The sequence below is a fragment of the Variovorax sp. GW821-FHT09A10 genome, from assembly GCF_059418385.1.
This window is the reverse complement of record NZ_JBWKPT010000002.1, coordinates 938,068-964,826: the sequence shown is the minus strand read 5'-3', so window position 1 is coordinate 964,826 and position 26,759 is coordinate 938,068. Positions and strand designations below refer to the sequence as shown.

28 protein-coding genes are annotated in these 26,759 nt (G+C 69.2%); 18 read left to right on the top strand and 10 right to left on the bottom strand.

All coding sequences use genetic code 11. The annotated features are described in order from the left end of the window. Positions 1–11: 11 nt before the first annotated feature. On the bottom strand, positions 12–941 hold the full coding sequence (locus AC07Q9_RS11315) for a LysR family transcriptional regulator (protein WP_495309420.1): 930 nt from the start codon (positions 939–941) through the stop codon (positions 12–14). Positions 942–1,045: 104 nt separating this feature from the next. Between AC07Q9_RS11315 and AC07Q9_RS11310 the strand changes: the two genes are divergently transcribed. The 9 genes from AC07Q9_RS11310 (at position 1,046) to AC07Q9_RS11270 (ending at position 8,243) form a co-directional block, all read left to right on the top strand. After that, the gene (locus AC07Q9_RS11310; protein WP_495309419.1) at positions 1,046–2,041 is read left to right on the top strand and encodes a Bug family tripartite tricarboxylate transporter substrate binding protein; all 996 of its coding nucleotides are present in this window, start codon (positions 1,046–1,048) and stop codon (positions 2,039–2,041) included. A 61-nt stretch (positions 2,042–2,102) separates the two neighbouring features. After that, the gene (locus AC07Q9_RS11305; protein WP_495309417.1) at positions 2,103–3,323 is read left to right on the top strand and encodes a helix-turn-helix domain-containing protein; all 1,221 of its coding nucleotides are present in this window, start codon (positions 2,103–2,105) and stop codon (positions 3,321–3,323) included. A gap of 48 nt (positions 3,324–3,371) precedes the next feature. Further along, positions 3,372–4,070, top strand: coding sequence for a Vgb family protein (locus AC07Q9_RS11300; protein ID WP_159272073.1), 699 nt, complete (start codon positions 3,372–3,374; stop codon positions 4,068–4,070). Between the two features lie 26 nt (positions 4,071–4,096). Beyond that, the gene (locus AC07Q9_RS11295; protein WP_495309414.1) at positions 4,097–4,855 is read left to right on the top strand and encodes a DUF899 domain-containing protein; all 759 of its coding nucleotides are present in this window, start codon (positions 4,097–4,099) and stop codon (positions 4,853–4,855) included. Between the two features lie 36 nt (positions 4,856–4,891). After that, positions 4,892–5,458: a hypothetical protein gene (locus AC07Q9_RS11290; protein WP_495309411.1), complete on the top strand. Its 567-nt coding sequence runs from the start codon at positions 4,892–4,894 to the stop codon at positions 5,456–5,458. Between the two features lie 104 nt (positions 5,459–5,562). Continuing rightward, the gene (locus AC07Q9_RS11285; protein ID WP_495309410.1) at positions 5,563–6,633 is read left to right on the top strand and encodes a putative FMN-dependent luciferase-like monooxygenase; all 1,071 of its coding nucleotides are present in this window, start codon (positions 5,563–5,565) and stop codon (positions 6,631–6,633) included. A 12-nt stretch (positions 6,634–6,645) separates the two neighbouring features. Then, the gene (locus tag AC07Q9_RS11280) at positions 6,646–7,269 is read left to right on the top strand and encodes a CMD domain protein (RefSeq protein ID WP_495309408.1); all 624 of its coding nucleotides are present in this window, start codon (positions 6,646–6,648) and stop codon (positions 7,267–7,269) included. Positions 7,270–7,276: 7 nt separating this feature from the next. Further along, entirely contained in the window at positions 7,277–7,888 is a 612-nt protein-coding gene (locus AC07Q9_RS11275; RefSeq protein ID WP_495309406.1) for an alkylhydroperoxidase domain protein, read from the top strand. 94 nt (positions 7,889–7,982) lie between these two features. Continuing rightward, a complete protein-coding gene (locus AC07Q9_RS11270; RefSeq protein WP_495309404.1) occupies positions 7,983–8,243 on the top strand; it encodes a hypothetical protein in 261 nt (86 codons plus the stop codon). Here the strand turns inward: AC07Q9_RS11270 and AC07Q9_RS11265 are convergent, their stop codons facing one another. After that, on the bottom strand, positions 8,244–8,942 hold the full coding sequence (locus AC07Q9_RS11265; protein WP_495309402.1) for a TetR/AcrR family transcriptional regulator: 699 nt from the start codon (positions 8,940–8,942) through the stop codon (positions 8,244–8,246). A 198-nt stretch (positions 8,943–9,140) separates the two neighbouring features. On the opposite strand from AC07Q9_RS11265, the gene AC07Q9_RS11260 reads away from it, so the two are divergent. Genes AC07Q9_RS11260 through AC07Q9_RS11250 form a run of 3 tightly spaced genes read left to right on the top strand, consistent with a single transcriptional unit; the run spans position 9,141 to position 13,838 of the window. Then, entirely contained in the window at positions 9,141–11,510 is a 2,370-nt protein-coding gene (locus tag AC07Q9_RS11260; RefSeq protein ID WP_495309401.1) for an FAD-dependent monooxygenase, read from the top strand. Between the two features lie 24 nt (positions 11,511–11,534). Continuing rightward, positions 11,535–12,485 (top strand): fumarylacetoacetate hydrolase family protein, encoded by a 951-nt coding sequence (locus AC07Q9_RS11255; protein WP_495309399.1) that lies wholly within the window; start codon positions 11,535–11,537, stop codon positions 12,483–12,485. Positions 12,486–12,524: 39 nt separating this feature from the next. Next, positions 12,525–13,838: an OmpP1/FadL family transporter gene (locus AC07Q9_RS11250; RefSeq protein WP_495309397.1), complete on the top strand. Its 1,314-nt coding sequence runs from the start codon at positions 12,525–12,527 to the stop codon at positions 13,836–13,838. A gap of 11 nt (positions 13,839–13,849) precedes the next feature. On the opposite strand, the gene AC07Q9_RS11245 is transcribed toward AC07Q9_RS11250, so the two are convergent. From AC07Q9_RS11245 to AC07Q9_RS11235, 3 genes are all read right to left on the bottom strand, one after another. Continuing rightward, positions 13,850–14,584: an AP2 domain-containing protein gene (locus AC07Q9_RS11245; protein WP_495309395.1), complete on the bottom strand. Its 735-nt coding sequence runs from the start codon at positions 14,582–14,584 to the stop codon at positions 13,850–13,852. Positions 14,585–14,597: 13 nt separating this feature from the next. Further along, the gene (locus AC07Q9_RS11240; protein WP_495309393.1) at positions 14,598–15,308 is read right to left on the bottom strand and encodes a Crp/Fnr family transcriptional regulator; all 711 of its coding nucleotides are present in this window, start codon (positions 15,306–15,308) and stop codon (positions 14,598–14,600) included. 161 nt (positions 15,309–15,469) lie between these two features. After that, positions 15,470–16,129 carry a hypothetical protein gene (locus AC07Q9_RS11235; protein ID WP_489057004.1) on the bottom strand — a complete coding sequence of 220 codons (660 nt, stop codon included), beginning with the start codon at positions 16,127–16,129 and terminating at the stop codon, positions 15,470–15,472. Between the two features lie 397 nt (positions 16,130–16,526). On the opposite strand from AC07Q9_RS11235, the gene AC07Q9_RS11230 reads away from it, so the two are divergent. Both AC07Q9_RS11230 and AC07Q9_RS11225 read left to right on the top strand, forming a co-directional pair. Further along, on the top strand, positions 16,527–17,555 hold the full coding sequence (locus AC07Q9_RS11230; RefSeq protein WP_495309391.1) for an AraC family transcriptional regulator: 1,029 nt from the start codon (positions 16,527–16,529) through the stop codon (positions 17,553–17,555). A 380-nt stretch (positions 17,556–17,935) separates the two neighbouring features. Continuing rightward, positions 17,936–18,643 (top strand): winged helix-turn-helix transcriptional regulator, encoded by a 708-nt coding sequence (locus AC07Q9_RS11225; protein ID WP_495309985.1) that lies wholly within the window; start codon positions 17,936–17,938, stop codon positions 18,641–18,643. A 13-nt stretch (positions 18,644–18,656) separates the two neighbouring features. Here the strand turns inward: AC07Q9_RS11225 and AC07Q9_RS11220 are convergent, their stop codons facing one another. Next, positions 18,657–19,007 (bottom strand): c-type cytochrome, encoded by a 351-nt coding sequence (locus AC07Q9_RS11220; protein WP_495309389.1) that lies wholly within the window; start codon positions 19,005–19,007, stop codon positions 18,657–18,659. A 173-nt stretch (positions 19,008–19,180) separates the two neighbouring features. Between AC07Q9_RS11220 and AC07Q9_RS11215 the strand changes: the two genes are divergently transcribed. Then, positions 19,181–19,861 carry a hypothetical protein gene (locus tag AC07Q9_RS11215; RefSeq protein ID WP_489057000.1) on the top strand — a complete coding sequence of 227 codons (681 nt, stop codon included), beginning with the start codon at positions 19,181–19,183 and terminating at the stop codon, positions 19,859–19,861. 28 nt (positions 19,862–19,889) lie between these two features. On the opposite strand, the gene AC07Q9_RS11210 is transcribed toward AC07Q9_RS11215, so the two are convergent. From AC07Q9_RS11210 to AC07Q9_RS11195, 4 genes are read right to left on the bottom strand one after another with little or no spacing between them, the layout of a single operon-like run. After that, positions 19,890–20,696, bottom strand: coding sequence for a PPK2 family polyphosphate kinase (locus AC07Q9_RS11210; RefSeq protein WP_489056999.1), 807 nt, complete (start codon positions 20,694–20,696; stop codon positions 19,890–19,892). Between the two features lie 49 nt (positions 20,697–20,745). Then, the gene (locus AC07Q9_RS11205) at positions 20,746–21,213 is read right to left on the bottom strand and encodes an RNA-binding S4 domain-containing protein (RefSeq protein WP_447748714.1); all 468 of its coding nucleotides are present in this window, start codon (positions 21,211–21,213) and stop codon (positions 20,746–20,748) included. 19 nt (positions 21,214–21,232) lie between these two features. Then, on the bottom strand, positions 21,233–22,654 hold the full coding sequence (locus AC07Q9_RS11200) for a sensor histidine kinase (RefSeq protein WP_495309386.1): 1,422 nt from the start codon (positions 22,652–22,654) through the stop codon (positions 21,233–21,235). A gap of 17 nt (positions 22,655–22,671) precedes the next feature. Further along, the gene (locus AC07Q9_RS11195) at positions 22,672–23,355 is read right to left on the bottom strand and encodes a response regulator transcription factor (protein ID WP_099796689.1); all 684 of its coding nucleotides are present in this window, start codon (positions 23,353–23,355) and stop codon (positions 22,672–22,674) included. A gap of 153 nt (positions 23,356–23,508) precedes the next feature. Here AC07Q9_RS11195 and AC07Q9_RS11190 point away from each other — a divergent pair, with 153 nt between their 5' ends. The 3 genes from AC07Q9_RS11190 (at position 23,509) to AC07Q9_RS11180 (ending at position 26,646) form a co-directional block, all read left to right on the top strand. Further along, on the top strand, positions 23,509–24,468 hold the full coding sequence (locus tag AC07Q9_RS11190; RefSeq protein WP_489056997.1) for a tripartite tricarboxylate transporter substrate binding protein: 960 nt from the start codon (positions 23,509–23,511) through the stop codon (positions 24,466–24,468). A gap of 101 nt (positions 24,469–24,569) precedes the next feature. Continuing rightward, the gene (locus AC07Q9_RS11185; RefSeq protein ID WP_495309384.1) at positions 24,570–25,121 is read left to right on the top strand and encodes a tripartite tricarboxylate transporter TctB family protein; all 552 of its coding nucleotides are present in this window, start codon (positions 24,570–24,572) and stop codon (positions 25,119–25,121) included. A gap of 1 nt (position 25,122) precedes the next feature. Further along, a complete protein-coding gene (locus tag AC07Q9_RS11180; protein WP_495309382.1) occupies positions 25,123–26,646 on the top strand; it encodes a tripartite tricarboxylate transporter permease in 1,524 nt (507 codons plus the stop codon). The last annotated feature ends 113 nt before the right edge of the window (positions 26,647–26,759 follow it).

Below are 26,759 nucleotides of genomic sequence, written 5' to 3'. Positions count from 1 at the left end.
TGCGCGCGTGATCAGCGCGCCTTGCGGAACGCGCGCACCTCGGGCGCCGGGTGGTCTTCGATGTGCTGCAGCAGGAAGTCCAGAAACTCCTGCGCCGACGGCGAGAGTCCTCGGTCCTTGTTGAGCCACACCTGGAACTTGCGGCTGAGCACGGGCGTGACGAGCGGGCGGAACTCGAGCTTCTGACGCTGGAGCAGCTCGCCCGCATACGGCAGGCAGGTGGTCACGCCCAGTCCGTGCTCGACCATGCTCAAGGCCGTGGTCAGGAAGGCGACTTCATGCGTCGGGCTGAACTCCAGCCGGCCCGCCGACGCATACAGCTCGGCACTGAGCAGCTGCGTGTACTCGCCCTGCAGCGAGATCACGGGGTAGCGGACCAGGTCGCTCCAGGCGACCCGCTGCTTTTTGGTCAGCGGATGCCCCGGCGGCAGCACCGCGAGGAAGGGCAGGGTGAAGAGCGTGCGCGCCACCACGTTGGCCGGTGCATCGCGCTCGGGGCCGATGGCCAGGTCCACGTCGCCGTTGATGAGGCGGCCCAGCACGCTTTCGACCATCGAGTCCTGCAGGCGCACGCGGATGCCGGGGTACTTCCGGGCGAAGGCGGCCATGATTTCCGGCATGACCGTGCACGCCATCACCTGCGGCACCGCGATGCGCACGGTGCCGGTGCGCAGCTCGCGCAGGTCGGACACCGCATCGAGCGCCATGCCCAGGTCCTGCAGGATGCGTTCGGCCATCGGCAGGAAGACCTCGCCTGCGCTGGACAGCTGCAGCTTGCGCGTCGTGCGGTGAAGCATCTGCACGCCCAGGTTCGATTCCAGGTCCTTGATGAGGCCGCTCAGGGCCGACTGCGTGATGTGCAGCCGCAGGGCGGCCTCGGTCACGCTGCCGGCGCGGGCGACCGCGATGAAGGCGCGCAATTGGCGCAGCGTGACATTCATCGGTTTGTCCGATAAGTGGGAAAGAAATATCTGATTGAACCATGAATGAAGCTCGCATCCAATCGCAGCGCCATCACAACAACCACTGCCAGGAGACATCGTTCATGCCCGTTTCTCATCGCCTTGCGCGCCGCGGTTTTCTTTCGCTCGCGGCCGCCGCACTGGCTTTCGCGGGGGCTCCCGCGCAAGCGCAGGCGCAGGCCTTTCCGTCCAAGCCGATCAAGTGGATCGTCGGCTACCCCGCCGGCGGCGGCAGCGACTTCCTGGCCCGCACCATCGGCGCGCAGATGTCGATCCAGGCCGGCCAGCCGGTGATCGTCGACAACCGGGCGGGTGCCGGCGCCATCATCGGCGCCGAGGTCACGGCCCGGTCGCCGGGCGACGGCTACACCGTGTTCACGGCCGACAACGGCGTGCTCGTGTACAACCCCGCGCTCTACAAGAAGCTGCCCTATGCCGTCGATCGCGACTTCGCGATGCTCGGCCTGATGGCGCGCACGCCGCTGGTCCTGGTGGCGGCGCCCTCGACGAACCTCAAGACGATCGGCGCGCTGATGGAGCAGCTGAAAAGCAAGCCGGGCACGCTGTCGTACGCCTCGCCGGGCAACGGCAGCCCGCACCACCTGGCGATGGAGCTGTTTTTGAGCCGCAGCGGCCTGTCGACCATGCACGTGCCGTACCGCGGCGCCGCACCTGCGCTGCAGGACGTGATGGGCGGACAGGTGCCGCTGATGGTCGTCGACACCTCGTCGGGGCTCAGCGCCATCCAGTCGGGGAAGGTCATTCCGCTGATGGCGTTCAGCGCCAAGCGGCTGCCGATCCTGCCCGCCGTGCCCACGGTGGGCGAGCAGGGCTTCAAGGATTCGGAAGCCTACGCGTGGCAAGGGCTGGTGGTGCCCGCCAGCACGCCTGCCGCGATCCAGGAGCGCCTTTCGAAGGAGATGCAGGCCGCGCTGGCGAACGAGGGCGTGCGCAAGCGGCTGCAGGAAGGCGGCTGGGAACCGGTGCCGAGCGACAGCGTGCTGATGAAGACCTATGCCTTCGCCGAGACCAAGAAGTGGCACGCGCTGATCCGTGAGCGCGGCATCTCGCTGGACTGAAGACGCCGCCTCGCGATGAGGCGGGCCGTGGCGCACCGGCGGTGTTGTAGCCTGTCGCCCCATGGATTCCCTCATCGCCGCCTCCGCGCGCGCGCTCGCTGCCGGCGACGCGCTGGGTGCCCTCAAGCGCGTGGCCTTGCGCGACGACCCGCCGGCGCTCGCGCTGCGCGGCATCGCCATGGCCCAGCTCGGCGAGCACCCGCGTGCGCGCGAGCTGCTGCGGCGTGCCGCGAGCGGCTTCGGGGCGCACGAAGAACTGGCGCGCGCACGCTGCGTCGTCGCCGAGGCCGAGGTGGCGCTCGCGATGCGCGACCTGGGCGGCTCGCCGCGCGCGCTGACCGCGGCGGCCGCCACGCTCGAGGCGCGCGACGATCTGGCCAATGCGCTGCAGGCGCGGCTCATCGCGGCGCGCCGGTTGCTGCTGCTCGGCCGGCTCGACGAGGCCGCTGCCGCGCTGTCGCTGCTCGACGGGCACAGCCTGCCGCCGTTGCTGGCGGCGGTGGCCGAGCTGGCATCGGCGGAGCTGGCCTTGCGTTCGCTGCGCACAGGCACAGCACGGGCAGCGCTCACCCGCGCGCATGACGCGGCCCTGCGTGCGCGCGTGCCGGCGTTGCTGGCCGAGGTGGCGGAAGCGCGCGCCGCGCTCGAACGTCCCGCCGCCCGGCGCATCGCGGTCGGCGGTGAACAGGCCCTGCGCCTCGATGAGGTCGAGGCGCTGCTCGCGTCCGATGCACTCGTCGTCGATGCCTGCCGCCGTGGCGTCGGAGGCGGCGACACCTGGCGTTCGCTCGCACGCCGGCCCGTGCTGTTCTCGCTGGCGCGTGCGTTGGCTGCGGCCTGGCCCGGCGATGTCGACCGCGACACGCTGATCGCCGACGCCTTCCGCACCCGCGACCCCGACGAAACGCACCGCGCGCGCCTGCGCGTCGAGATCGGCCGGCTGCGCGCGCTCGTCAAGCCGATGGCGCGCATCGAGGCCACGCCGCAGGGCTTCATCCTCCAACCTCTGGATGCGCGTCCGGTTGTGGTGCTGGCACCGCCCATCGACGGCGAGCAGGCCTCGCTCGTGGCGCTGCTGTCCGACGGCGCGGCCTGGTCGACCTCGGCGCTCGCACTGGCGCTGGGCGCGAGCCAGCGCACGGTGCAGCGCGCACTGGCCGAACTCGAGGCCGAACGGCGCGTGCGTGCCATCGGGCAGGCCAGGGCGCGCCGCTGGCTGGCCCCGCCGCTGGCGGGATTCACGACGATCTTGTTACTCCCCGCCGCGCTGCCGATTGAATAGAGTCGGGCTCATGCGCTACCCCCTGTGGCGCACCTACAGGAGCCCACCATGAGCAGCAGCAACAGCAGTCAGAGCAAGAAGGCAGGCAAGGACCGGTTCGAAGGCGCGGTGCAGGCCGCGCAGATCGTGCGCGAATACGGACCGTTCGAAGGCGTGGAGCGCATCCACGGCGTGACGCACGACGGCCACCAGGTGTGGGCCGCCACCGGCGGGCAACTGGTCGCCTTCGACCCCGCGAGCGGCGAAGCCACGCGCCGCATCGACGTCGCCTGCGACGCAGGCACCGCCTTCGACGGCACCTGCTTCTATCAGATCGTCGAGGCGCGCATCGACAAGATCGATGCCGCCACCGGCAAGGTGCTGGCCTCGATTCCCGCACCCGGCAACGGTTCCGACTCGGGCCTCACCTGGGCCGAAGGCAGCCTCTGGGTGGGCGAGTACCGCGACCGCAAGATCCACCAGATCGACCCGGCGACGGGCGCGATCCGCCGCACCATCGAATCGAACCGCTTCGTCACGGGCGTGACCTGGGTCGACGGCGAACTCTGGCACGGCACCTGGGAAGGCGACCAGAGCGACATCCGCCGCATCGACCCCGCCAGCGGCGACGTGATCGCGCGGCTGGAAATGCCCAGCGGCGTCGGCGTGAGCGGCCTGGAGTCCGACGGCGCGGGGCTCTTCTACGCCGGCGATGGCCGGGCCAGCAAGGTCCGCGCGGTGCGGCGCCCGAAGACGGCCACGGCCTGAACGAAACGCAAGCCAAGGAGCACACCATGAACACCACAATGAACCACCCCGTCGTGACCCCCGAGCGCTGGATCGACGCACGCAAGTCGTTGCTGGCGCGCGAGAAGGAGCTGACCCAGCTGCGTGATCGGATCGCGCAGGAGCGCCGCGCGCTGCCGTGGACCCGCGTCGAGAAGGCCTACGTCTTCGACACGCCTCAAGGTCGCCGCCCGCTCGCCGACCTGTTCGAAGGCCGTCGCCAGCTGCTCGTGCAGCACTTCATGTTCGGCCCCGACTGGGAGCAGGGCTGCCAGAGCTGCTCGTTCATGGCCGACCATTCCGACGGCATGCGCGTGCACCTCGAGCATCGCGACGTCACGCTGGTGGCCGTCTCGCGCGCGCCGCTGGCCCGCATCGAGGCTTTCCGCCGTCGCATGGGCTGGCAGTTCGCCTGGGTCTCGTCGCACGACAACGACTTCAACCACGACTTCGGCGTGAGCTTCACGCCCGACGAAATGGCCAGCGGCGCCGTTGCCTACAACTACGTGAAGCAGCCATTCCCGAGCGAAGAGGCGCCCGGTGTCAGCGTGTTCTTCAAGGGCGACGCCGGCGACGTGTTCCACACCTACTCGACCTACGGTCGCGGCGTGGAAGTGATGATGGGCACCTACAACATGCTCGACCTCGTGCCCAAGGGCCGCGACGAGCACAACCCGTCCTACACGATGGACTGGATCCGTCACCACGACCGCTACGAGCCCGCGCCCGTTGCGGCGGCGGGTGGTTGCTGCCACGCGCAGTCGTAAAGAAGCGCACGACCTGCGTGCTGATCGGTCCGCACCATGGCAAGCCTCTGGCCCTGGCTGGCGGTGGCGGGAATGGGCGTGCTGCACGGCCTGAACCCCACCACCGGCTGGATGTTCGCCGCCGCATGGGGCCTGCGCTCGCACGACCGGGCGCAGGCACTGCGGGCGCTGTGGCCGATCGGCGTCGGGCACGTCGCCTCGGTGGCGCTCGTGGTCGTTGCGGTGGCCTTCGGCCTGTCGATGGACCGGGGCTTGCTGCAGTGGCTGGCTGGCGGGCTGATCGCGGTGGTCGCGCTCGTTCACCTGTCGGGGCGCCTGCCCGCCGTGGCGCGTGCGCCGGCGGGGCATGCGGGGCTGGCGCTGTGGTCCTTCATGATGTCCACCGCGCATGGCGCCGGGCTGATGCTGGTGCCGGCGCTGATCCCGCTGTGCATGGGTGATGCGGCGAAGGGCGCGATGAGTGGCTCGCTCGTGCCGGCGCTCGCCGCCGTCGCGCTCCACACGGCGGCGATGCTGGCCACCACCGGGCTGATGGCCGTCGGCGCCGGGGCGGGCGTGGGCTGGCTGCGGCGCCTGGCACGCCGGCCTGCCGCCTTGCGCTGAACGCCCGATGCGCGCAAAGCGCATAAGCAAACGCGAAAACCGGCGTTCCATTCGAGCGGCCTGCGGCGCAACACTCGAAGGCTCTCGACCCCACAGGCCTTCGGATGCCCGGTACCTTCACTTCCCCGCGCAAGCGGCTCGGCTTCTTCAGCCGGCTGCTCGACGATGCCCCCGCCGCCGAGCGCTACCGCCTCGTCACTGCCCAGATCGCCCATGCCGAGGCCTTCGGCTTCGATTCCGCCTGGGTGGCGCAGCACCATTTCCATGAGCATGAGGGCGGCCTGCCGTCGCCCTTCGTCTTCCTCGCCCACGTGGCCTCGCGCACGCGGCGCATCCGCCTGGGTACGGGCATCGTCACGCTGCCGCTGGAGAACGCGGTGCGCACGGCCGAAGACGCGATCGTGCTGGACCTGCTCTCGGGCGGCCGGCTCGAAGTGGGCGTCGGCACGGGCGGCACGCCGGCGTCCTTCGCGGCCTTCGGGCTGGACAGCGACGACCGCGCGGCGCTGTTCGAGCGCCAGCTCGCCACGGTGCGCGACGCCTGGGCCGGCCGGCCGCTGCCCGGCGGCGACACGCTGTACCCGGCGGGCGCGCAGCTGCTCGGCCGGCTCTGGCAGGCCACGTTCTCGGTGAGCGGCGGCGCGCGCGCGGGCATGGCCGGCGACGGGCTGATGCTCTCGCGCACGCAGCCGCGCACCGCGCAGGCGCCCGATGCATCGCTGGGCGACCTGCAGGACCCGATCATCGACGCCTACCTGGCCGCGCTGCCGCCGGGGCGCACGCCGCGCATCGTGGGTTCGCGCAGCGTGTTCGTGGCGGACACCCGCCAGGAGGCGCTGCGCCTGGCCGAGACCGGGCTTCGCCGCGCGGTGGTGCAGGCCGCCGCCACGGGGCAGATCGGTTTGGCCGACCGCGTCCGCGCCGATGCGCCGCTCGACGAACTGATCGCCGCGTACGACGTGCATGTCGGCGCGCCCGACGACGTGATCGCCTCGCTGCGCGCCGACCGCACGCTCGCGCGCGTGACCGACCTCGTGTGCCAGGTGCACTCGGTCGATCCGCCGCACGCGGCCATCCTGCGTTCCATCGAACTGACCGCCACCGTCGTTGCACCTGCCCTGGGCTGGACGCGCGATGCGGGCGTGCCGGACCTTCAATCGCTTGCGCTTCTCTAGGCTGTTGTTTCCATGAATGCCGTTGTTTCTTCTTCTCCCGTTCCCCAGGCCGTCGACGTGATCGACCAGCTGGTGGGCATCGCGCCCGGCAGTGCGCTCGACCGCCTGCGCGCGCAGCGCGAGCAGGCGCGCACGCAGGCGCAGCAGAGCTATCGCGCGCTGTTCGCGCCGGCTGAACCCGTGGCCGGGCACTTCGAGATCGCGGATCGTTTCGCCGTCGCAGCCTTCGTCGCCGGGTTGCATGGGCAGCCCGATGTGGCGCGCTTTTATGCCGACGCCTTGGCGGGGCAGGGCGTGGCGCAGGCCATCGAGGCCGAGGTCGCACGCGGTGCCGCGCAAGGGCCGTACGGCCGCTATCCGGTGGGCCCGCTCAGCGTGGAAGACCAAGCCGGTCCTGTCTATGCCGTCGATGGCGCGCAGCGCACGGTGCTCGGCGAACGGCTGTCGGCCGGCCTTGCACATGCGCACCTGCTGGTCTTCCACCCGCGCGATGCCAGCCCGGCGGCATTGCAGGCGCTGCTCGACGCGGGATGGCGCACCACGGAGATCGTCACCTTGTCGCAGCTGGTGGCGTTCCTCGCGTTCCAGATCCGCGTCGTCATCGGCCTGCGCGCGCTGGCCACCCCTTCTGCATGAGCGCCCCATGAGCACCGAATCGACCCTGACCCATCCTGACAACGCGCACCCGCGCAGCTTCACGCAGGCGCAGCTCGAATGGCTGCCCTGGCTCGAACCGTTGCCCGAAGACGAACTGACCGAGCGCCACTACGCGGGCCTCGTCGACGCGTCGCGCGCCAAGTCGCCGTACTTCCGCCTGCTGGCGCGCGACCCCGACATCCTCGGTGCGCGCACCCGCACCGACAAGGACATCTTCTACAACCCCGACGCCGGCCTGCCGCGCGCCGAACGCGAGCTCTCGGCCGCCGCGGCCTCACGCTTCAACGGCTGCATCTACTGCGCCTCGGTGCATGCGCGTTTCGCCTCGCACTTCTCGCAGCGCACGGACGACGTGCAGCGGTTGCTCGACGAGGGCGTGCAGGCCGACCTGGGCGCGCGCTGGAACGCGATCGTGCAGGCGTCGGTCGCGCTGTCGGCCACGCCATCGACCTTCGGGCCTGCGCACGTCGAAGCGCTGCGCACACAGGGGCTGGACGATCTCGCGATTGCCGACGTCGTGCATGGTGCGGCCTTCTTCAACTGGGCCAACCGGTTGATGCTCTCGCTGGGCGAGCCGCAGGAGCCTGCTGCCGCCTAGGCGCGGATCACCGCACGCAGCTTTGTTGCGGCGGCAAGTGAGGGGGATCACAGTCGGGCGCGCGGTACGCCTTCGGGTCGGCACGATGACCCGCATGGACACCGACGCCCCTGTGTACGCAACGACACGCCAAGGCCGCGCTCCGGCGCCGGGCCTTGCTTTCGGCAATCCTCTCGTCCGCTGCCGATGCGGACTGGCCGGCCTGGAGCGCATCCACCGTCGGCTGTGGATGAAGTTCCTGCCCGGCCTGCGCTTCTATCGCTGCAGCAGTTGTGGCAAGCCGCAGCTGGCGCCGAAGCGTGCGGTGCGCGACGCGGTCATTGCGCACAGGAGCGAGCAGCAGAACCAGCGCTAGCTAGCGGTTCTTCTTTCCGGGGTCCGTCAGCATCCCGTTCAGCAGCAGGTCGATGGTCTGCTCGGTGTGCTGCTCGGCCTGCTCGGGGCTCATCGGATCGACGTTGTAGAGCCGCTTGATCAGGTGCATGGACGACTGCACCGAGGTCAGCAGGCTCGTCATCATGACGCTTGCGTACGCACGCGGATAGGGCTTGATCAGGCCTTCCGCCTGGCATTCGGCGAGCAGCGCGTCGAGCAGTTCATGGAACGGCCGCATGTAGTGCTCGATGATCCAGTCCAGCCGCGGCCCGGCCTGCGCCACCTCGCGCAGCACCAGCGAATGCGCCGCGGGGTGCAGCACGTTGATGATGGCGAACACCCGCAGCGCGCTGCGCAGCTTGGTGAGCGCATCGGCCGTGTCCTCGTCGACCTGCATCGCATCGATGGACGCCATCGCCTCGGTGTAGGTGCTCTCGACCACGGCGCGCCACAGGCCTTCCTTGCCGCCGAAGTGGTAGTTGAGCAGCGGCTGCTTCACGTCCGCGCGCCGCGCGATGGCCAGCACCGACGTGCCCTCGAAACCTTTCTCGGAGAACTCGACGATGGCCGCGTCCATGAGGCGCTGCCGGCCCGAGGTGTCGGCCGCAGGTTCCGCGGCCTCGGTGCGGGCAGGGGCGGGGGTGCGCTTCGGGGCGGTCTTGCCCGTGGGAGTCTTCATGGATGGCGTGCGCCGGCGGGCCGTGGCTGGTTGACGATGGCCGCATTGTCCAACAGTCGCGCGCACCGGTCGGCCGGTCGATGGGTGCGACTTATATAAGTATAAACACGCATCTCGCATAGACTTATATTTGTATAAATTCATGTGCATGGCAGCCGTTGGTGCTGCCGAAGGTCGAGAGAGCCACAGATGCACGTGTTGGAAGTTCCCGTTTTGATCGTCGGTGCCGGGCCCGTCGGGCTCACGATGGCGGCCCTGCTGGCCGACCAGGGCATTGCGTCGCTGCTCGTCGAGCAGCGCGACGGTCTGCACCAGGCGCCGCAGGCGCATGTCATCAGCGCGAGGACGCGCGAAATCCTGGCGAGCCTGGGCATCGCAGACGAAGCGCTGGCACGCGTGACCACGCCGCCGGCCGACGCGCGCTACGTGACGTGGCGGCGCAACCTCGCCGAAGAAGACATCGCGCGCATCGAGATCGGCGGCGAGGCGCGCTTCGTGCAGCTGGATTCGGTCAGCGGCAAGCGCAGCGCGAACGTGCCGCAGCACCACCTCGAGCGCGTGCTGTTCGATGCGCTTGCCGGTCGCACACGCTGTGAGACGCGCTTCGGCCAGACCTGGCGCGGCGCGGAAGAAGAGGGCGACTGCGTCGTCTCGCACATCGAGGACGCGGTGAGCGGCGAGGTCTATGCCGTGCGCAGCCAGTGGCTGCTGGCGGCCGACGGCGCGAGCAGTTCCGTGCGGCGAGGCGCGGGCATCGCGATGGCCGGCGACACGAACCTGGCCCACATGGTCACGGTGAACTTCGAGGCCGACCTGCGCCCGCTCGTGAAGGACAGCCCGTCGATCCTGTTCTGGACCCTGTCCGCGAAGGCGCCCGGCACCTTCATCGTGCACGACGCGGCGCGCTACGCGGTGTTCATGACGCCGTACTTCCCGCCGCACGAACAGCCCGCCGACTTTCCGGTCGCTCGCTGCGAACGCATGCTGCGCGCGGCGCTGGGCACGGCCGAGGTGCCGTTTCGCATCACCTCGCTGTCGCACTGGACGATGCAGGCGCACGTGGCCGACCGCTACCGGCAGGGGCGCACGCTGCTCGTTGGCGACGCGGCGCACCGCTTTCCGCCAACGGGCGGGCTCGGGCTCAACACGGGCATCGCGGACGCGCACAACCTGGCGTGGAAGCTGGCGCTGGTCATGCAAGGCCGTGCGGATGCGGGCCTGATCGACACCTACGGTGCGGAGCGCCGCCCGGTCGCTGTGGCGAACTGCGAGGCCAGCGTGAAGAACTTCCACAAGATGCGCGAGGTCACCGCGGCCATGGGCATCGACGACCGCCGCCTGCCGCTGCTGGGGCGCGTGCGTTCGAGTGCGCCGGCGCGTGCGTTGCCGGGCGTGGTGCGCTCGGCGCTCGGTGGCCTGTTCGTGGCACCGGTCGAATGGCGCACGCGCCGCATCGCGAAGGCCGCGTCCGTGCGCTGCGCGGCCATCCGGCAGCAGGTGCAGCGCGCCGCCGAAAGCCAGATGGCGCACTTCAGCACGGTGGGTCTCGACCTGGGCCATGCCTACCGGGGAGCGGCCGTGTGCAGCGACGGCACGACCGCGCCGGTTGCGCCAGACCCCGTGCGGGACGTGTGCCAGTCGCTCACGCCCGGTGCGCGCTGGCCGCACTTTCACCTCGCCCCCGATGCCGGCGTTGCGTACCGCACCAGCTCGCACGAGCTGCTGAAGTCCGGGCACTTTCTCCTGGCGGGCATGGGCCGCCACGGCGCGGCGTGCGAACGGCTGGCGGCGTCGCTGGGCGTGGCCGTCGTGGGCGTGAACCTGGACCTCGCCGCCTCGCACAAGGCGCTCGCGCAACTGATCGCGTGGAACGACGGCCAGACCGACGCCACCCTCCTGGTGCGGCCCGACGGCCACATCGCCTGGCGCAGCACCGCGCTGCAACCCCCAAGCCCGAGCGACGTGGCGGCAGTGCTGCGCGCCATCCTGCAGATCAACCTTTCCCCACCCACCCCTCGACCCCAAGGACATGCAATGACGAACCCCATGGACCGCTTTCCCCTTCCTTCGCCCGATCCGCAGGCGAGGTCGCCGCGCAAGCTCGCGCACGTCGTGCTGGCGACGCGCCGCTTCGAAGAATCGATCCAGTGGTGGAGCGTGGTGCTCGGCGCACGCACGATGTTCCGCAACGAGATGCTGTGCTTCCTGAGCTACGACGACGAGCACCACCGCGTGGCGCTGATCAACGCGCCCACGCACAGCCCCGGACAAGCCCAGACCGCGGGCGTGGACCACGTCGCCTTCACCTACGGCACGCTCGACGACCTGCTGCACACCTACGCGCGGCTCAAGGACCACGGCATGCAACCGGTGTGGAGCATCAACCACGGGCCGACCACCTCGCTGTACTACCTCGACCCCGAGGGCGTGAAGGTCGAGCTGCAGGTCGACAACTTCGAGAGCGCGGCCGAACTGGACGCGTGGTTCCGCGCCGGCGATTTCGCGACGAACCCGATCGGTGTGGAGTTCGATCCCGAGGTGCTGCTCGCCCAGCATCGCGCGGCCTGACGCGCACGCAAGGAGAACCACCCCATGCGCCTGTGCACTTTCTCGACCGATGCGTTTTCGCGGCACGTCGGCCTTGCCTTGCCGGACCAGCGGCTGCTCGATGTCAGCGCCGCGTTGCCCGGCGATCCGCGCTTTGCCACGCTGCTGGATGTGATCCAGCATGAAGACGACACGCTGCCGAAGCTGCGCGCATTGCTCGCGTCGACGCAGATGCCGCAAGGCTGTCTGCATGAACTGAAGGACGTGCGGATCGAGTTGCCTTATCAGCCGCCGCAGATCCGCTGCTTCAGCGTCTACGAGCAGCACCTGAAGAATGCCTTCCGGCAGGTTGCCGCGAATGTCTCACCAGCAGCCGGCGCCCCGGCGTGGGCGATGCAGATTCCGACGGCCTTCTACGAGACACCGGTCTACTACAAGGGCGTGCGGCTCAACCTGTCCGGCCCGGGGGCCTCGGTGCGGCGGCCCGCGCCGGGCACGATGCTCGACTACGAGGCCGAGCTGGCCGTGGTGGTCGGGCGCGGTGGCAAGAACATCGCGGCGTCCGCGGCCATGGCGCATGTCTTCGGCTACGTCGTCTTCAACGACTTCTCGGAGCGCGCGCAGCTCATGAAGGAGCTGCGCAGCGGCGTGGGCACCGGGCCGGCGAAGGGCAAGGACTTCGACGGCAGCAACAGCCTCGGACCCTGGATCGTCACCGCCGACGAGGTCGCCGATCCGCACGCGCTCGACGTGACGGTGCGTGTGAACGGTCAGCTGCGCGGGCAGGGCAGCACCTCGGGCATGACGCACCGCATCGATCGCATCCTGAGCTTCGCGTCGCAGAACGAGACGCTGCATGCGGGCGAGCTGCTGGCCACGGGCTGCGTGCCCGAGTGCGCGGGCGTCGAGCACTGGCGCTTCCTGGACGACGGTGACCGCGTGGCGGTCGAGATCGCGGGGCTCGGGGTGCTGGAGAACACCGTCATCGCCGCCTGATCGCCTGCACGCTCAAAGAAAACAACAACGGAGACAACGATGACAACGACATGGCGGACCCTGGTGTCTGCAGCTGCGCTGTGCCCGGCGCTTGCCGCGGCCGACAACGGCTACTTCCAGATCGGCTACGGCGCGGAGGCGCGCGGCCTCGCCGGCGCCGCGGCCGCATCGACCCGCGATGCCTTCGGCGGCGCGAGCAACCCCGCCACCACCGTGTGGGTCGGCGACCGGATGGAGGGCAACTTCATCGCCACCCGCGGCGACACGCAGATGGTGCGCACGGCGAACATGCCGCCGCCCACCGCCGGCCTGCTCGACACGCGCACCGACAGCCTCGGCCGCTGGGAGCCGCTGGCCGAACTGGCGATCAGCCGCGCGATCGCGCCGGGGCTGTCGGCCGGCCTCGTGGCTTATAGCAACGGCGCCGGCACCTACTTTCCCGCCGACAGCACGCCGTGCCCATCGCCCGGCGGCGCGGTGCAGCGGGCGAACGCGGCCTGCGGCACGGGGCGCAGCATCACGACGATCAAGCAGCTGACGGTGGCGCCCACGGTGTCGAAGCAGCTGGGCGAGCGCTGGTCGGTCGGCGCCTCGCTGCTGCTCACGGCGCAGCAGTTCAAGGCCGAGGGCGTGCAGCCGCTGGCGCCGCAGTCGGCGGCGCCGCTGCACCTGAGCAACCAGGGCGTGGCCTCTTCGTTCGGCGTGGGCTTTCGCATCGGGGCGTACTGGCGCGCGAGCGACACGCTGAGCCTGGGCGCTGCATGGTCGCCGCGCACGCGCATGGGGCGCATCAAGGCCTACGAGGGCTTGCTGGCAGACCATGGCCGGCTCGATGTGCCGATGAACCTGCTCGTCGGGCTGCAGTGGTCGCCGACCGAGGCGCTGTCGGTGCTGCTGGACTACCAGCGCATCGGCTACGCGGGCGTGTCCGGGCTGGGCAACCGGCCCTTCGACGGTTCGGTGCTGCGTGGTGCGGCGGGTGGCCCGGGCAATGGCTGGAAGGACATGAACGTCGTCAAGCTCGGCGTGCGCTACCAGGCGACGCCGGCCCTGCGCCTGTCCGCGGGCGTGTCGGCGAACAGCGCGGCCTACGCGGACGCAGCCACCAGCGACAACCTCAATTCGCCTTCCACGTTCCGCCGGCACTTCACCCTGGGGCTGGGCTACGCGACGTCGACGCGCACCGAATGGTCGGTCTTCTATTCGCTTGCGCCGGCGCACCGCACGAGCGGACCTTCGGCGCTTGCCGCTGCGGTGGGCGCACAACTGAACGGCGTGTCGAACCCCTGGGGCCGCGAGAGCCTGGCCACGCGCCAGCAGAGCCTCGGCGTGCAGTACGCGGTGCGTTTCTAGAAAGTCGGCGCTCAGGCGTCGTCGTCCGACGTCTTCGCCTGCAACTGCTGCTGGCGTTCGGCGATGGCCATGTCGCGGGCCACGTCATGGCCGAGCGTGCGCACCGAGAACGACTTGCTCACGCTGCCTCGGCCCGCCGTGTAGGTGATCGCCACCCAGTACCCGGGATGGCCCGCGCGCGGCGTCTTGAACTGCACGCCGCTGACGCCGCTCGTGTTGTTGCGTCGCACGATCTCCGACTTCGAGCGCTTGGGCGGCAGCGCCGCTTCGTCGTCGGGCGGCGGGCGTTTGCGGATGGCCTCCTCGGCGGGATGGATTCGTGCAAGGCCGACCATGCGGCCGAGCTGGCGTTGCCGCTCGCCGATGGCGTGCGCGCGCGCCGCGGGGCCCCAGTCGGCCAGGTCGAACTCGGTGCGAAGGATTTCCTCGTGGCCGAGGTAGGTCTTGGCCAGCCAGGCCACGGGCTTGCCTTGCGCTGAAAGCCGGGGGAAGACGCCAGGCTCGCCCGTGCGGTTGTTGCTGCGCAGGGCCTGCGCGCGTTCCTTGCGCGCGACCGGCGGGTGCTCCTTCACGATGGTGTCGCGCCAGGCCTGGGCGCGCCGCAGCGCCTGTTGGGTGCCGCCGTAGCTGGCGTGGCCGAAGAGGCGCGCGTAGCGCACGCCGTCTCGCACGAGCGACACCTCGAAGCCCCAGGGACGGGGAGAAATGCCGTACATGTCGGTGGGGTTCGGAATACCTTTGGGCATCGTCAGTGCGTGGTCATGGCGTTTCGGGGCTGTCGCCGTCCCAGGCGCAGAGCTCGTCGGACAGCTCGTGGGCTTGCGGCAGCAGGCTGCCGAAATCGGTCGAGGCGAAGGTTGGCGGCACGTGCACGCCCTGGTCGTCGCGGCGCACCAGCCCGCGGCTTTCCATGTCGCGCATGGTCTTGTTGACGACCTCGCGCGAGAGCCCCGAGTACGACGCGATCACCGCCTGCGTGATGCGCTTGTCGTAGCCGCCCGTGGCGGCCGGCGCCAGCTGCGTCAGCTCGTGCAGCACGCGGCTCACCAGGCTTTCGGACGACAGCGACGAGATGCGGCGCAGCTGCCCGCGCACCATGGCGACGCGCTTCATCGCGATCTCCAGCAGGCCCATGGTCACCTCGGGGTACAGCGCGCACAGCCGGCGCACCGCGGCCACCGGCAGGTGGTAGACCGACGAGGGCAGGGCGGCGACCAGCGTCGAGGTGGCCTGGTAGCTGTTCTCGCCGAGCGAGGGGCCGAGGAAGAAATCGCCCCGGCGGATGAAGTCGGTCGTCACGTCCCGGTCGACCGCGCGCAGCAGGCCCGTGGCCACGCAGTAGATGCGGTCGGTGTGCGTGTCGGCCTGCAGCACGATCTCGTTGCGCCGGTAGGAATGAAGCGCGCTGCTGCGAATCAAGGCGGCGCGCTCGTCGGGCGGCACGCTGGCGATCAGGGGATGGAGATACATGGCCATGGCGGTTGCGAGACCAGCGGCGGTTCATGCGCATGCGCGAATCCACGGGCGGCGGTCAAGGAACAGGACGGTGCGGCGCCCCCGGGGCGGCTCGCACTCGAGCGCCCCTTCGCCGGACCGGGCTGCGACGGGCTGATGAAGGCGACGAAGCCATCTCAGCCGGGCTGGAGCTGCGCGAACAGCGTGTCGATCCGGGCCCGTTCCTCGGCCCCTCGCAGACAGCGCTCGCGCAGCCACAGGGCATCTCCCTGCCGCGCGATGCGCAGGTCGTAGACGTGTTCGATGTCGTCGACCACGACGTCGCCCGCAGGCCGCGCCTTGGCCGTGGGCGCGGGATGCGGTTGCGCGGCCCACAGCGCCAGCTCGATCTCGGCGGGACTCATCGGCCCGCTGTCGCGCAGCGCGATCCAGTCGGCATGCAGTTGCGGCTGCGCGGCGATGCCCTTCACGAGGATCGGCTCGCGCCCGAGCGCCGCGAGCAGGTCGTCCAGCCGCGCGTGGCGGGTTCGCAGCAGAAAGCAGTCGTCGCGCAGGCAGGTGAGGTCGGTGTCGGCCACCGGCGACGGCGGAAAGGCCGCGAAGAGCCGGCGCCGGACCTCGCGGCTCACGCCCGCCGCCACCTCGGGGCCGTCGGTCTCGGCGAGCTGCGCAAGGTTGGCAATGAAGACCAGCGCACACACCCGGTCCGGCGGCGGCAGGGGAGGCGAAGGCCGCACCGTTTCGGCATCGCGGCGCGGGCCCGGCAGGCAGGACGCCAGTGCCGCGCGCCATCGAGCGCCGAAAGGTTCGAGTTCCGTGAAATACAGAGCAGCCATTTCATCCCCAGTAGAGAGAGTTCCGGTTGACGTTCGGTCCGAAGGGATGCTACGAATCGCGCCCTTCTTTGGCATTCGCTTTCGCGGCGCGGATGTGTCGCGAGTCACATTCAGATGCAATTGCCCGCCGGGGCACCTGGCTGGGGGCGACGCGTCGCCGGATCGATGTCTTGTGCGGCGGAGGGCGAGCCTGAATCAGGGGCCGTCGTGCGGCGTGTGCCGGCTCGGGTGCCGCTCCATCCCCTCGAACTCCCGGTCTTCCATTTCCGTTATCTCTGTTATTGTTTGTAAAAATTATCCGAGGTCCGCGCGGACCTGTCAGGAAAAAAGGGGAGTTCCCGTTTGTGACCCGCGGCTTCTGGCGTGGCGCCGGCTGCATGGAGGAAGGGCGTGCCGCATGGCCGAGTCCGACAGTCGCGTTCAGCGCTTTCACACCGGCATGGTGGCGCGCAAGGATGGGTTCGCCTTCTGGGCCGACGAGATCGGTCCTCATGTGGGGCGGCTGGACAGCCCTGAGCGCTCGCACTTCCAGCAGGAACTCACCATCGTCGACACGGCCGGGCTGGCGTTCATGCGCGTGCACGGCAGCGGCGCGAGCATTGAACGCAAGGGCCCGAGCCAACTGATGGGGGCCGACGTCTATCCGTACCACCTGCTGATCAAGCTCGACGGCGGCCTGGCCATCAGCGAGCAGCGCGGGCGCGTCGAGCTCGGCGCCGGCGACATGGTGCTGATCGACTCCTGGCACCCGCTGCGCCTGCGCTCGACCGAAGTCACCAACTCATGGACGCTGGGTCTGTCGGAGGCCGTGGTGAACCGCTGGCTGCCCCATGCCGGCCAGTCCATCGACCTGCGGCTGGCCGGCGACAAGGGCTGGGCCGCGTTGCTGTCGGGCTACCTGCGCGCGCTGGACATCGGGCACCTGTGCGCCATTCAGAGCCCCGCGCAGCGCCAGCTGCTGGGCGAGCACCTGATGTCGATGCTGTCGTTCACGCTGGAGCAGAACGGACTGTCGGCGCAGCCGGGCGCGCTGGGCGAGCGGGTGTCGCCGCGCGACGGCGAACTGCACGCTCGCATGCGGGCCTGGATTCGCGAGCATCACGCCGACACCGAGATCGATGCGCAGAAGCTGGCCGCCAGCTTCAACGTGTCGGTGCGCTACGTGCACAAGGTGTTCGCCAAGGCCGGCCGCGGCATGACCTTCCTGGAAACCCTGCAGGGCGACCGGCTGGAGGCCGCGGCCCGGATGCTGCGCAGCCCCGAGGGCGCGCGCAAGTTCGTCGCCCAGGTCGCCTACGAGTGCGGATTTGCCGACCCGGCCTACTTCGGCCTCGTCTTTCGCAAGAAATACGGCTGCACGCCGCGCTCCTTTGCGCTGCAACAGCCGGGACACGCCGAGACGGACGGCGCACTCCTTCTTTCCTGATTCGGGCACCTGGCGCCGTGCCGCAGTTCACGGCCGGCCAGTGTTTTCGGGCATGGCCGCGCGACCGTGCCCGATTTTCATACTTCTGTTCCCTTCATTGATACCTGTGAATTTTCTTTGGGAATAAATTCTCTATTCGGCAATTCTGGTTGCATAAAAATGCATTCGTAAAAAAATGCATCTGCCTTCAACAATTTAGAGCAATTTATTGTCAGAGGTGTGAATGATGAGGGCCAATTTCCCGGTGAATGAGGCAAAAATAGAAGTTTGTAACGCCACGGTGTGCAAGGTAATTTTCAATGTTTGATCAAAAATCTCCGCACATTGCAGTGTTGGATTCTTCCCCCCGAACGCGATGGCACGCCAGTCGCGCCGTGAAGATGCTGGGCTATACGCCCATTGCATTTTCGAATATCGATGAATTGATCGCGCAGGTCGAGCCGGACGGCAAATTCGAGGCATTGCTGGTCGCAATTCCATCGGCCCCCGACGATGTGCAAAAGCTGATCGGCCAGGTGCGTGAAACGCTGCGCTACAACACGCCGCTGGTCATGAGCGCGCGCAAGCGCCAGATCCGCGGGCTGTCGCTGCTGCACGCCGGTCCTGACGACGCCGTGCTGCCCGAGCCGTCGACCTTCGAAGAGATGTACTTCATGCTCGAATTCTTCCTGCGCCAGCGCAACCGGCCGGTGGTGCCGCGCAGCCTCGATTGGCAGGAATTCAGCCTGTTGTCGCCGTTCGACATGGTGGATGTGGCGGGCACGGAAATTCGCCTGACGCCCATCGAATTCGACCTGGCGGCTGAATTCTTCCGCCACATGAACCGGCCGCTGGGCCGCGAGCACCTGGAAATGATCGGCTGGCAAAGCGGTGTCGCCGCCGGCTCCCGCACGCTGGACGCCAACGTGTCGAAGCTGCGCCGAAAGCTCGGCCTGTATGTCGACCAGCCGCACGGCCTGTCGCTGCACGCGGTGTGGGGCATGGGCTACCAGCTCAGCCAGATGGGCAAGCGCGACGCGCCCGGCACCTGGACCTTCCCGACGGACTTCCGGGTGGAGGCGGCGTCACAACCGCGGCTGGCGTCCTGAACGACGCTGCGATTCAGCGGCCCGGCGGTTGTGCCAGCACCCAGCGCGCGAGCACCTGCGCGTCGGCCTCCGAGACCAGCGACTGGCGCGGCATGATCACGCGGCCCCAGGTGCCCACGCTGCCGTTGCGGATCTTGTCGGCCAGGCGCGCGGGCGCGGTGGCGTCGTTCCGGTAGCGATCGGCAATCTGCGCGAAACCCGGCCCCACCTGTTTGTGCACCAGCCCATGGCAGGCCATGCAGGCGTTCTTGCGGGCCAGGTCGACGGCAGAGAGCTGCGGCTGCTGGGCTGCGGCGCCGACGGATGCGGCGGCGAGTGCGATCGCGAGAAAGCGGGGAGCGGGAAGCCGGGGAATGCAGGGCATGGAGAGGAAACCGGGGAGGGGCGAAAACTGTACCTTGCCCCTTCGCACACCTGCGTTTGCAGCCCGAATGCCCTTGCCGGCGCTCGTCGCTCATTCGCGACAAGTCGATTCAAGAGTAACTAGTTGTATGGTTAAATCCCTCGCAACTACCGCGAAGAGGACGAGGGATTCCCATGAAGCTGCCGCTCTGCATTGCATTGGCCACCGTGGTCCTGGCCGGATGCGCCAGCGCACCGCCGACCGGTCCCGGCCAGGGCACCGGCATGTCGTACATGCCGATGGTTGCCATGGAAGGCGTGGACAAGGCGCGCTACGACAGCGACGTGGCCGACTGCCGCACGGCCGCCACCCGCATCACCGCGCGCAGCGAATCGGACGACGCCATGTGGGCCGCGCTGGGCCTGGGCCTGATCACGGTGCACGGCCAGGGCATCGTCGCCGCGGCCTCGTACACCGGCATCACCGCCGCCGTCATCGACTGGAACACCCGCCCCAGCGGCGCGCTGATCGCCGAGCACCAGCAGATCGCCATCGTCCATTGCATGGCCAAGCGCGGCTACCGCAACCTCGACCCGAACGTGCAGGACACGTTCTACGGCAACACCTACAACCCCGTGCTCGCGCTCAAGCCGCGCCGCACCGGTGTCGACACCTACAACGTCGAGCGCCTGGCCAAGGCCGGTCGCTGCAACGTGCAGCCGCGCGCCGAGATGACGGCCAAGGGGCCGGGCTACGAGACCTACAGCGTGCCGTGCGCGAGCGGCATGGCCTGGGCCGTGCGCTGCGAGTTCGGCAACTGTCGCGTGCTGGCGCAGACGCCGGTTCGCCCGACGGCGCCCGTGCGCCGCTCCTGAGCCCGTACCGCCCACCGGGCGGATCGGCTCACTTCACGACCATGCCCTTGAGCGCCGGGTCGGGCGGCGGGGCCTTCAGCTTCATGTCGCGCAGCGTCTTCACGAGCAGCTGCGCAATCATCATGTTGCGGTGCCGCTTGCTGTTGGCGGGAATCACGTGCCACGGCGCGTGGTCGCTCGAGGTGGCGACCAGCGCGTTCTGATACGCCTTCTGGTAGTCGGCCCACTTGGTGCGCACCTCGAGGTCGCCCATGCTGAACTTCCATTGCTTGCCGGGCGTGTCGATGCGGGCCTGCAGGCGCTCGCGTTGCTCGTCCTTGTCGATGTGCAGCATGCACTTGACGACGACCGTGCCGGTCTCGGTGAGCAGCCGCTCGAAGTCGTTGATCTGCGCGTAGCGGCGGCGGGCTTCGTCGCCGTCGATCCAGCCCTCGACCACGGGCACCAGCACGTCCTCGTAGTGGCTGCGGTTCCACACCATGATCTCGCCGGTGCGCGGCACGGCGGCGTGGCAGCGCCAGAGGTAGTCGTGCGCGCGTTCGTCCTCGCTCGGCGCCTTGAAGGCCGTCACGCGCACGCCCAGTGGCGAGGTGCGCGAGAACACCCAGCGCACCGTGCCGTCCTTGCCGCTGGTGTCCATGCCCTGCAGCACCAGCAGCACCTTGCGTCGGCCTTCGGCGTGCAGCACGTCCTGCAGCTCGTCGAGCTCGACGGCCAGGGTGTCGACCTCGGCGCGCTGGCCTGACTCGTCGCCCGTGAGGAAGGGCGTGTCGTCCGGGTCGATGCGCGAGAGCTTGAACTTGCTGCCGACGCGGTACTTCTTGAATTTGGACATCTGCGGGCGCTCCGTCAAAAAAAGAAACGAAGCCCGCAGGGTACGCGAATCAGCGCTGCGGGCGGCCACGCGGCGGCGGGTGGTCGTCGTCGCCGTTGCTTTCGTCGATCGATGCGCTCCAGCGGTTGTCCCACTCGGCCTGGTGGCGCACGCCGTCGATCTCGCGCCGGTCGCGCTTGGTGGGCCGGCCCTGTTCGATGGCCAGTGCCGGCTCGCTGCCCATGCGGCGCTGCTCGCGGAAGGCGGCCTGCGCGGCCAGGCTCTCTGGCGTTTCCTCGTAGAGCTGCTGGGCCACGGGCGCCGGGCCGCGCTGGCCGCTGAGGCCGCGCACGGTCACGGTCCGCGTGAGCGGGCCCAGGCGCATCGCGACCGTGTCGCCGGCCTTGACCTCGCGCGAGGCCTTGGCGACGTCGCCGTTCACCTGGATGCGGTTCTTGCCGATTTCGTCCGCGGCCAGCGAACGGGTCTTGAAGAAGCGGGCGGCCCAGAGCCACTTGTCGATGCGCAGACGGTCCATGAAGGTCGGAAATGAAAGGTCAGCCATTGTGGCGCGACAGCGGCAGCCGCACCACGGCGTCGAGCCCGGTCACGTAGGTGCTGCCGCCGCCACCGAGCGTGGTGCGGTTGTCCAGGCTGATGCGCCCGCCCAGCGCCAGAACGATCTCGCGGCAGATCGCCAGGCCCAGGCCCGAGCCGCTGGAGGTGTTGCCTGCCGAGAACGGCGCGAACAGGCGCTGGCGCAGCTCGGTTGAAATGCCCGGGCCGTCGTCGCGCACGGTGAGCACGGCCTCGTCGCCCTCGGCGTGCACGCGCACCGAGAGCGGGGCGCCCGTGGGGCTGTGCTTGATGGCGTTGTGCAGCAGGTTGCGCGTGAGCTCCTGCAGCATCCACTGGTGCGCGCGCACCGTCACCGCGTCGTCGGCGGCCAGCTCGAAGTCGAGCGCCTTGTCGGCCACCAGCGGCGACAGGTCGAGCGCGATGTGGCGCACCACGTCGCCCAGGTCGAGCAGCGCCGACTCGGGCTGCTGGCGCAGCTGCTCCACCTTCGCCAGCGACAGCATCTGGTTGGCCAGCGTGGTGGCGCGCTCGACGGTCTGGCTGATCTCGACCAGCGCCTGCTCGGGCGCCACGTCGCCACGGCGCGCCGACTGCACCTGTGCCTTGAGCACCGCCAGCGGCGTGCGCAGCTGGTGGGCGCTGTCGCGCACGAAGCGCTTCTGGTGGTCGAGCAGCCGCTGCAGCCGCCCCATGACCTCGGTGGTGGCGTCGATGAGCGGGCGCAGCTCGGCGGGCGCGCCGGGCGCGTCGATGGGCGACAGGTCGTCTTCCGGGCGCCGCTCGATGGCTTCGCCGAGCTCGCGCACCGGCCGCGTGGCGCGCTGCACCACGACCACGGTGACGAGCGCGATCACGCCCATCAGCAGCAGTTGGCGCCAGAGCATGTCGAGCAGCAGCTTGCGCACCAGCGTTTCGCGCAACTCTAGCGTTTCGGCGACCTGCACCACGGCCATGCCGCGACCGCGCGCGCTGGCCACGGGCTGCAGCAGCACGGCGACGCGCACCGGCTGGCCGCGAAACTCGGCGTCGTAGAAGTCGACCAGCGCCGCATACGCCCCGCGGTCGGGGATGCGGCCGCGCCAGAACGGCAGCTCGGCAAAGCCCGAGACCATCTCGCCGTCGAGCGCCGAGACACGGTAGAACAGGCGGCTGCGGTTGTCGGCCTCGAAGGCCTCGAGCGCGGAGTAGGGCACGATCGCGCGCAGCCGCGCCATGTCGTCATAGCCTTCCACGTCGAGCTGTTCGCCGATGGTCTTGGCCGAGGCCAGCAGCGTGCGGTCGTAGGCGGTGGTGGCGGCTGCCAGGCTCTGGCGGTACAGGCTCACGCTGTTGATCACCACGAACACCGCCACCGGCACCAGGATGCCGAGCAGCAGCCGTGCGCGCAGGGACGACATCATCTGCCGCATGCCTGCGGTCAACTCTCGGCCCGCAGCAGGTAGCCCAGCCCGCGCATCGTCATCAGCACCGTGCCCGTGCCCACCAGCTTCTTGCGCAGGCGGTACACGACCACCTCGATGGCTTCGTACTGCACGTCGGCCTCGCCCGGGAACACCAGCTCGAACAGGCGCTCCTTGGTGACGGCGTGGCCGGGCTTCATCATCAGTGCCTTGAGCAGTGCCAGCTCGCGCGGCGTGACCTCGAGCAGTTCGGCGCGGTGGTAGATGGCGCCGTTGTCGGGCTCGAAGCGCAGGCCGCCGACCTCCATCGGATTCATCGCAGCCGCCTCGGGCCCGGCGCTCTGGCTGCGCCGGCGCAGTGCGCGGATGCGGGCCTCGAGTTCGTCCAGGTCGAAGGGCTTGGGCAGGTAGTCGTCCGCGCCGGCGTTCAGGCCCATGATGCGGTCGCCCACCGTGCCGCGCGCGGTGAGCAGCAGCACCGGCGTGCGCAGGCCCTCGGCACGCGCCTGGGCCAGCACCTGCAGGCCGTCGACGTTGGGCAGGCTCAGGTCGAGCGCGACCACGTCGGGCTCGATGGCGCGCCATTGCGCCAGCGCCTGTGCGCCGTCGCCGCAGATGCGCACGTCGATGTGCCGGCGCCCGAGCGTGCGCTGCAGGGTGAGTTGCATCGAGGGGTCGTCTTCGACGAGCAGCAGCTTCATACGGGGCGCGGGATCGGGAGGGATCGGAGGGGGAGCTTCTTCGGTGTTTTCCCCAGTCTGGTGGACAGCCAACTGACAGCGGGGCGGCGCATGATAGCGGCTCAGGTCCAAGTCAGGTTCCATCCGTTCCCAAGTTCTGAGGAGACACCAACAATGCGTCGCGATACCTTTTTGAAGTCCCTGGCCGCACTGGCCGCTGCCGGCGCCTTGCCGCTGTCGGCGCGCGCTGCCGCCAACGTCAAGATGATGATCCCCGCCAACCCGGGCGGCGGCTGGGACACCACGGGCCGTGCACTGGGCAAGGCCCTGACCGACGCCAAGGTGGCCGACACCGTCACCTACGACAACAAGGGCGGTGCCGCCGGCGCATTGGGTCTGGCCCAGTTCGTGAACGGTTCCAAGGGCGACGCCAACGCACTCATGGTGATGGGCTCGGTCATGCTGGGCGGCATCATCACCGGCAAGCCGCCCGTGAAGCTCGAACAGGCCACGCCCATCGCGCGCCTGACCACCGAATACAACGTGTTCGTGCTGCCCGCCAACTCGCCCTTCAAGACCATGAAGGACGTGGTCGACCAGCTCAAGAAGGACCCGGGCAGCGTCAAGTGGGGCGGCGGTTCGCGCGGCTCCACCGAGCACATCGCCGCGGCCATGATCGCGCAGAAGGTCGGTGCCGACCCGTCCAAGATCAACTACGTGGCCTTCCGCGGAGGCGGTGAAGCCACCGCCGCCATCCTGGGCGGCAACGTCACCATCGGCGGCAGCGGCTACAGCGAATTCGCCGAGTACATCGCCGCCGGCAAGATGAAACCCATTGCTGTCACCTCCGCCCAGCGCCTGCCGGGCATCAACGTGCCGACCCTGAAGGAACAGGGAATCGATGTCGAGATCGGCAACTGGCGCGGCGTGTACGGTGCCCCCGGCATCTCGGCCGAACAGCGCAAGGCACTGACCGACATGGTGCTGGCCGCCATGAAGAGCCCGTCGTGGGCCGAGTCGCTCAAGAAGAACGACTGGACCTCGGCCGTGCTGTCGGGCGAAGCCTTCGCCAAGTTCGTCGACGACGACTTCGCCAGCCTGCGCGCCATCATGACCAAGTCCGGCATGGTCTGAGCGCCCCCAGCGCCTGCCTGCCCGCTTCAACGGCGCGCTGTCCTCGCAAGAGACGACAGCGTGCCGTTTTCAAATCCAGCACCACATTCCGGGAGCAAAAAATGACAACTCCAGATCCCTCGGTCTCGTCGTCTGACGGGGCCGCGCAAGCCGCGGCCGTATGGCCTCAAACCCTGGTCGGCGCCGGCGTGCTGCTGACCGGCCTGGCGCTGGCCTTCGGCGCCATCGGCATTTCTTCCGAGGCCGGCTACGGCGGCGTCGGCCCCAACTTCCTGCCCTGGCTGGTGTCGGTGGTGCTCGTGCTGTGCGGCGCGTGGATTCTGTGGGAGGCACGCACCGGGGGCTTTCGCGAACTCGACGCGCCCACCGGCGCCGACCGCGCCTACTGGCCCGGCTTCATCTGGGTCTCGGCAGGCCTGCTGCTCAATGCCGCGCTCATCACGACGCTCGGCTTCATCCTCAGCTGCACGCTGTGCTACGTGCTGGCCGTGCAGGGCTTGCGTCGCGCGAGCGGGCAGGCCGGCGTGAATGCGCCGCGCACCTGGCTCACCGACCTGGTTTCCGGCGCGTTGATCTCCGCGCCGGTGTTCTGGATGTTCACCCAATTCCTGGCGATCAACCTGCCGGGCCTGACTTCCTCCGGGTGGTTCTGACATGGAAATCTTCAACGCACTCATGGCGGGTTTCGCCACGGCGATCACCCCGATCAATCTGCTCTGGTGCCTGGTCGGCTGTGCCCTGGGCACCGCCGTGGGCGTGCTGCCCGGCATCGGCCCGGCGGTGGCGGTGGCGATGCTGCTGCCCATCACCGGCAAGGTCGACATCACGGCCTCGATGATCTTCTTCTCGGGCATCTACTACGGCGCCATGTACGGCGGCTCGACCACGTCCATCCTGCTGAACACGCCCGGCGAAACCGCCAGCATGGTGACGGCGATGGAGGGCAACAAGATGGCCAAGAGCGGAAGGGCGGGCGCAGCGCTTGCCACGGCCGCCATCGGCTCCTTCGTGGCCGGCACCATCGCCACCGTCATCGTCACGCTGTTCGCGCCCTTCGTGGCCGAGTTCGCGGTCAAGCTCGGCCCGCCCGAGTACTTCCTGTTGATGCTGCTGGCCTTCACCACGGTGAGCGCGGTGCTCGGCAAGAGCACGCTGCGCGGCATGACGGCGCTGTTCGTCGGCCTGGCCGCCGGCTGCGTGGGCCTGGACCAGATCTCGGGCCAGGGCCGCTACACGGGCGGCGTGCCCGAGCTGCTCGACGGCATCGAGATCGTGCTGGTCGCGGTCGGCCTGTTCGCCGTGGCCGAGGTGCTCTACGCCGTGCTGTACGAAGGCAAGGTCGTCGAAGGCCAGAACAAGCTCAGCCGCGTGCACATGACCAAGCGCGACTGGAAGCGTTCCGTTCCGGCCTGGCTGCGCGGCACCGCCATCGGCACGCCTTTCGGCTGCATTCCGGCCGGCGGCACCGAGATTCCGACCTTCCTGAGCTATGCGATGGAAAAGAAGCTCGCCAAGGACAAGGACGCCAAGGCCGAGTTCGGCACCAAGGGCGCGATCGAAGGCGTGGCCGGCCCCGAGGCCGCCAACAACGCCACGGTGACGGCCGCGCTGATTCCGCTGCTCACGCTGGGCATCCCCACGTCGAACACCACCGCCATCCTGCTGGGCGCGTTCCAGAACTACGGCATCCAGCCGGGCCCGCAGCTGTTCACCACCTCGGCTGCGCTGGTGTGGGCGCTGATCGCCTCGCTCTACATCGGCAACGTCATGCTGCTGGTGCTGAACCTGCCGATGGTCGGCCTGTGGGTCAAGCTGCTGAAGATTCCGAAGCCGCAGCTGTACGCCGGCATCCTGATCTTCGCGACGGTCGGTGCCTACGGCATGCGCCAGAGCGCGTTCGACCTGTTCCTGCTCTACGGCATCGGCCTGCTGGGCGTGGTGATGCGGCGCTACGACTTCCCGACCGCCCCCGTGGTGGTCGGCATGATCCTCGGCCCGCTGGCCGAAGCGCAACTGCGCAACGCCATGTCGATCGGCGAGGGCAGTGCGGCCGTGTTCTTCCAGCGTCCGATGTCGATCACCCTGGTGGTCATCGTGGTCGCCGTGCTGGTGCTGCCGCGCCTGGCCAAGCGCATGAGCGAACGCAAGCTGAAGCGCCTGGCGCAGCTGGACGCCTGACGCGACCGACCCTCTTTGTCGGTTCACATGCCGCGGGCGATTGGCGCCCGCGGCATTTTTTTGAATGCGCCTTCAGCGCCAAGGGGCTTGACCGCGCAGTCATCACCGCGTCG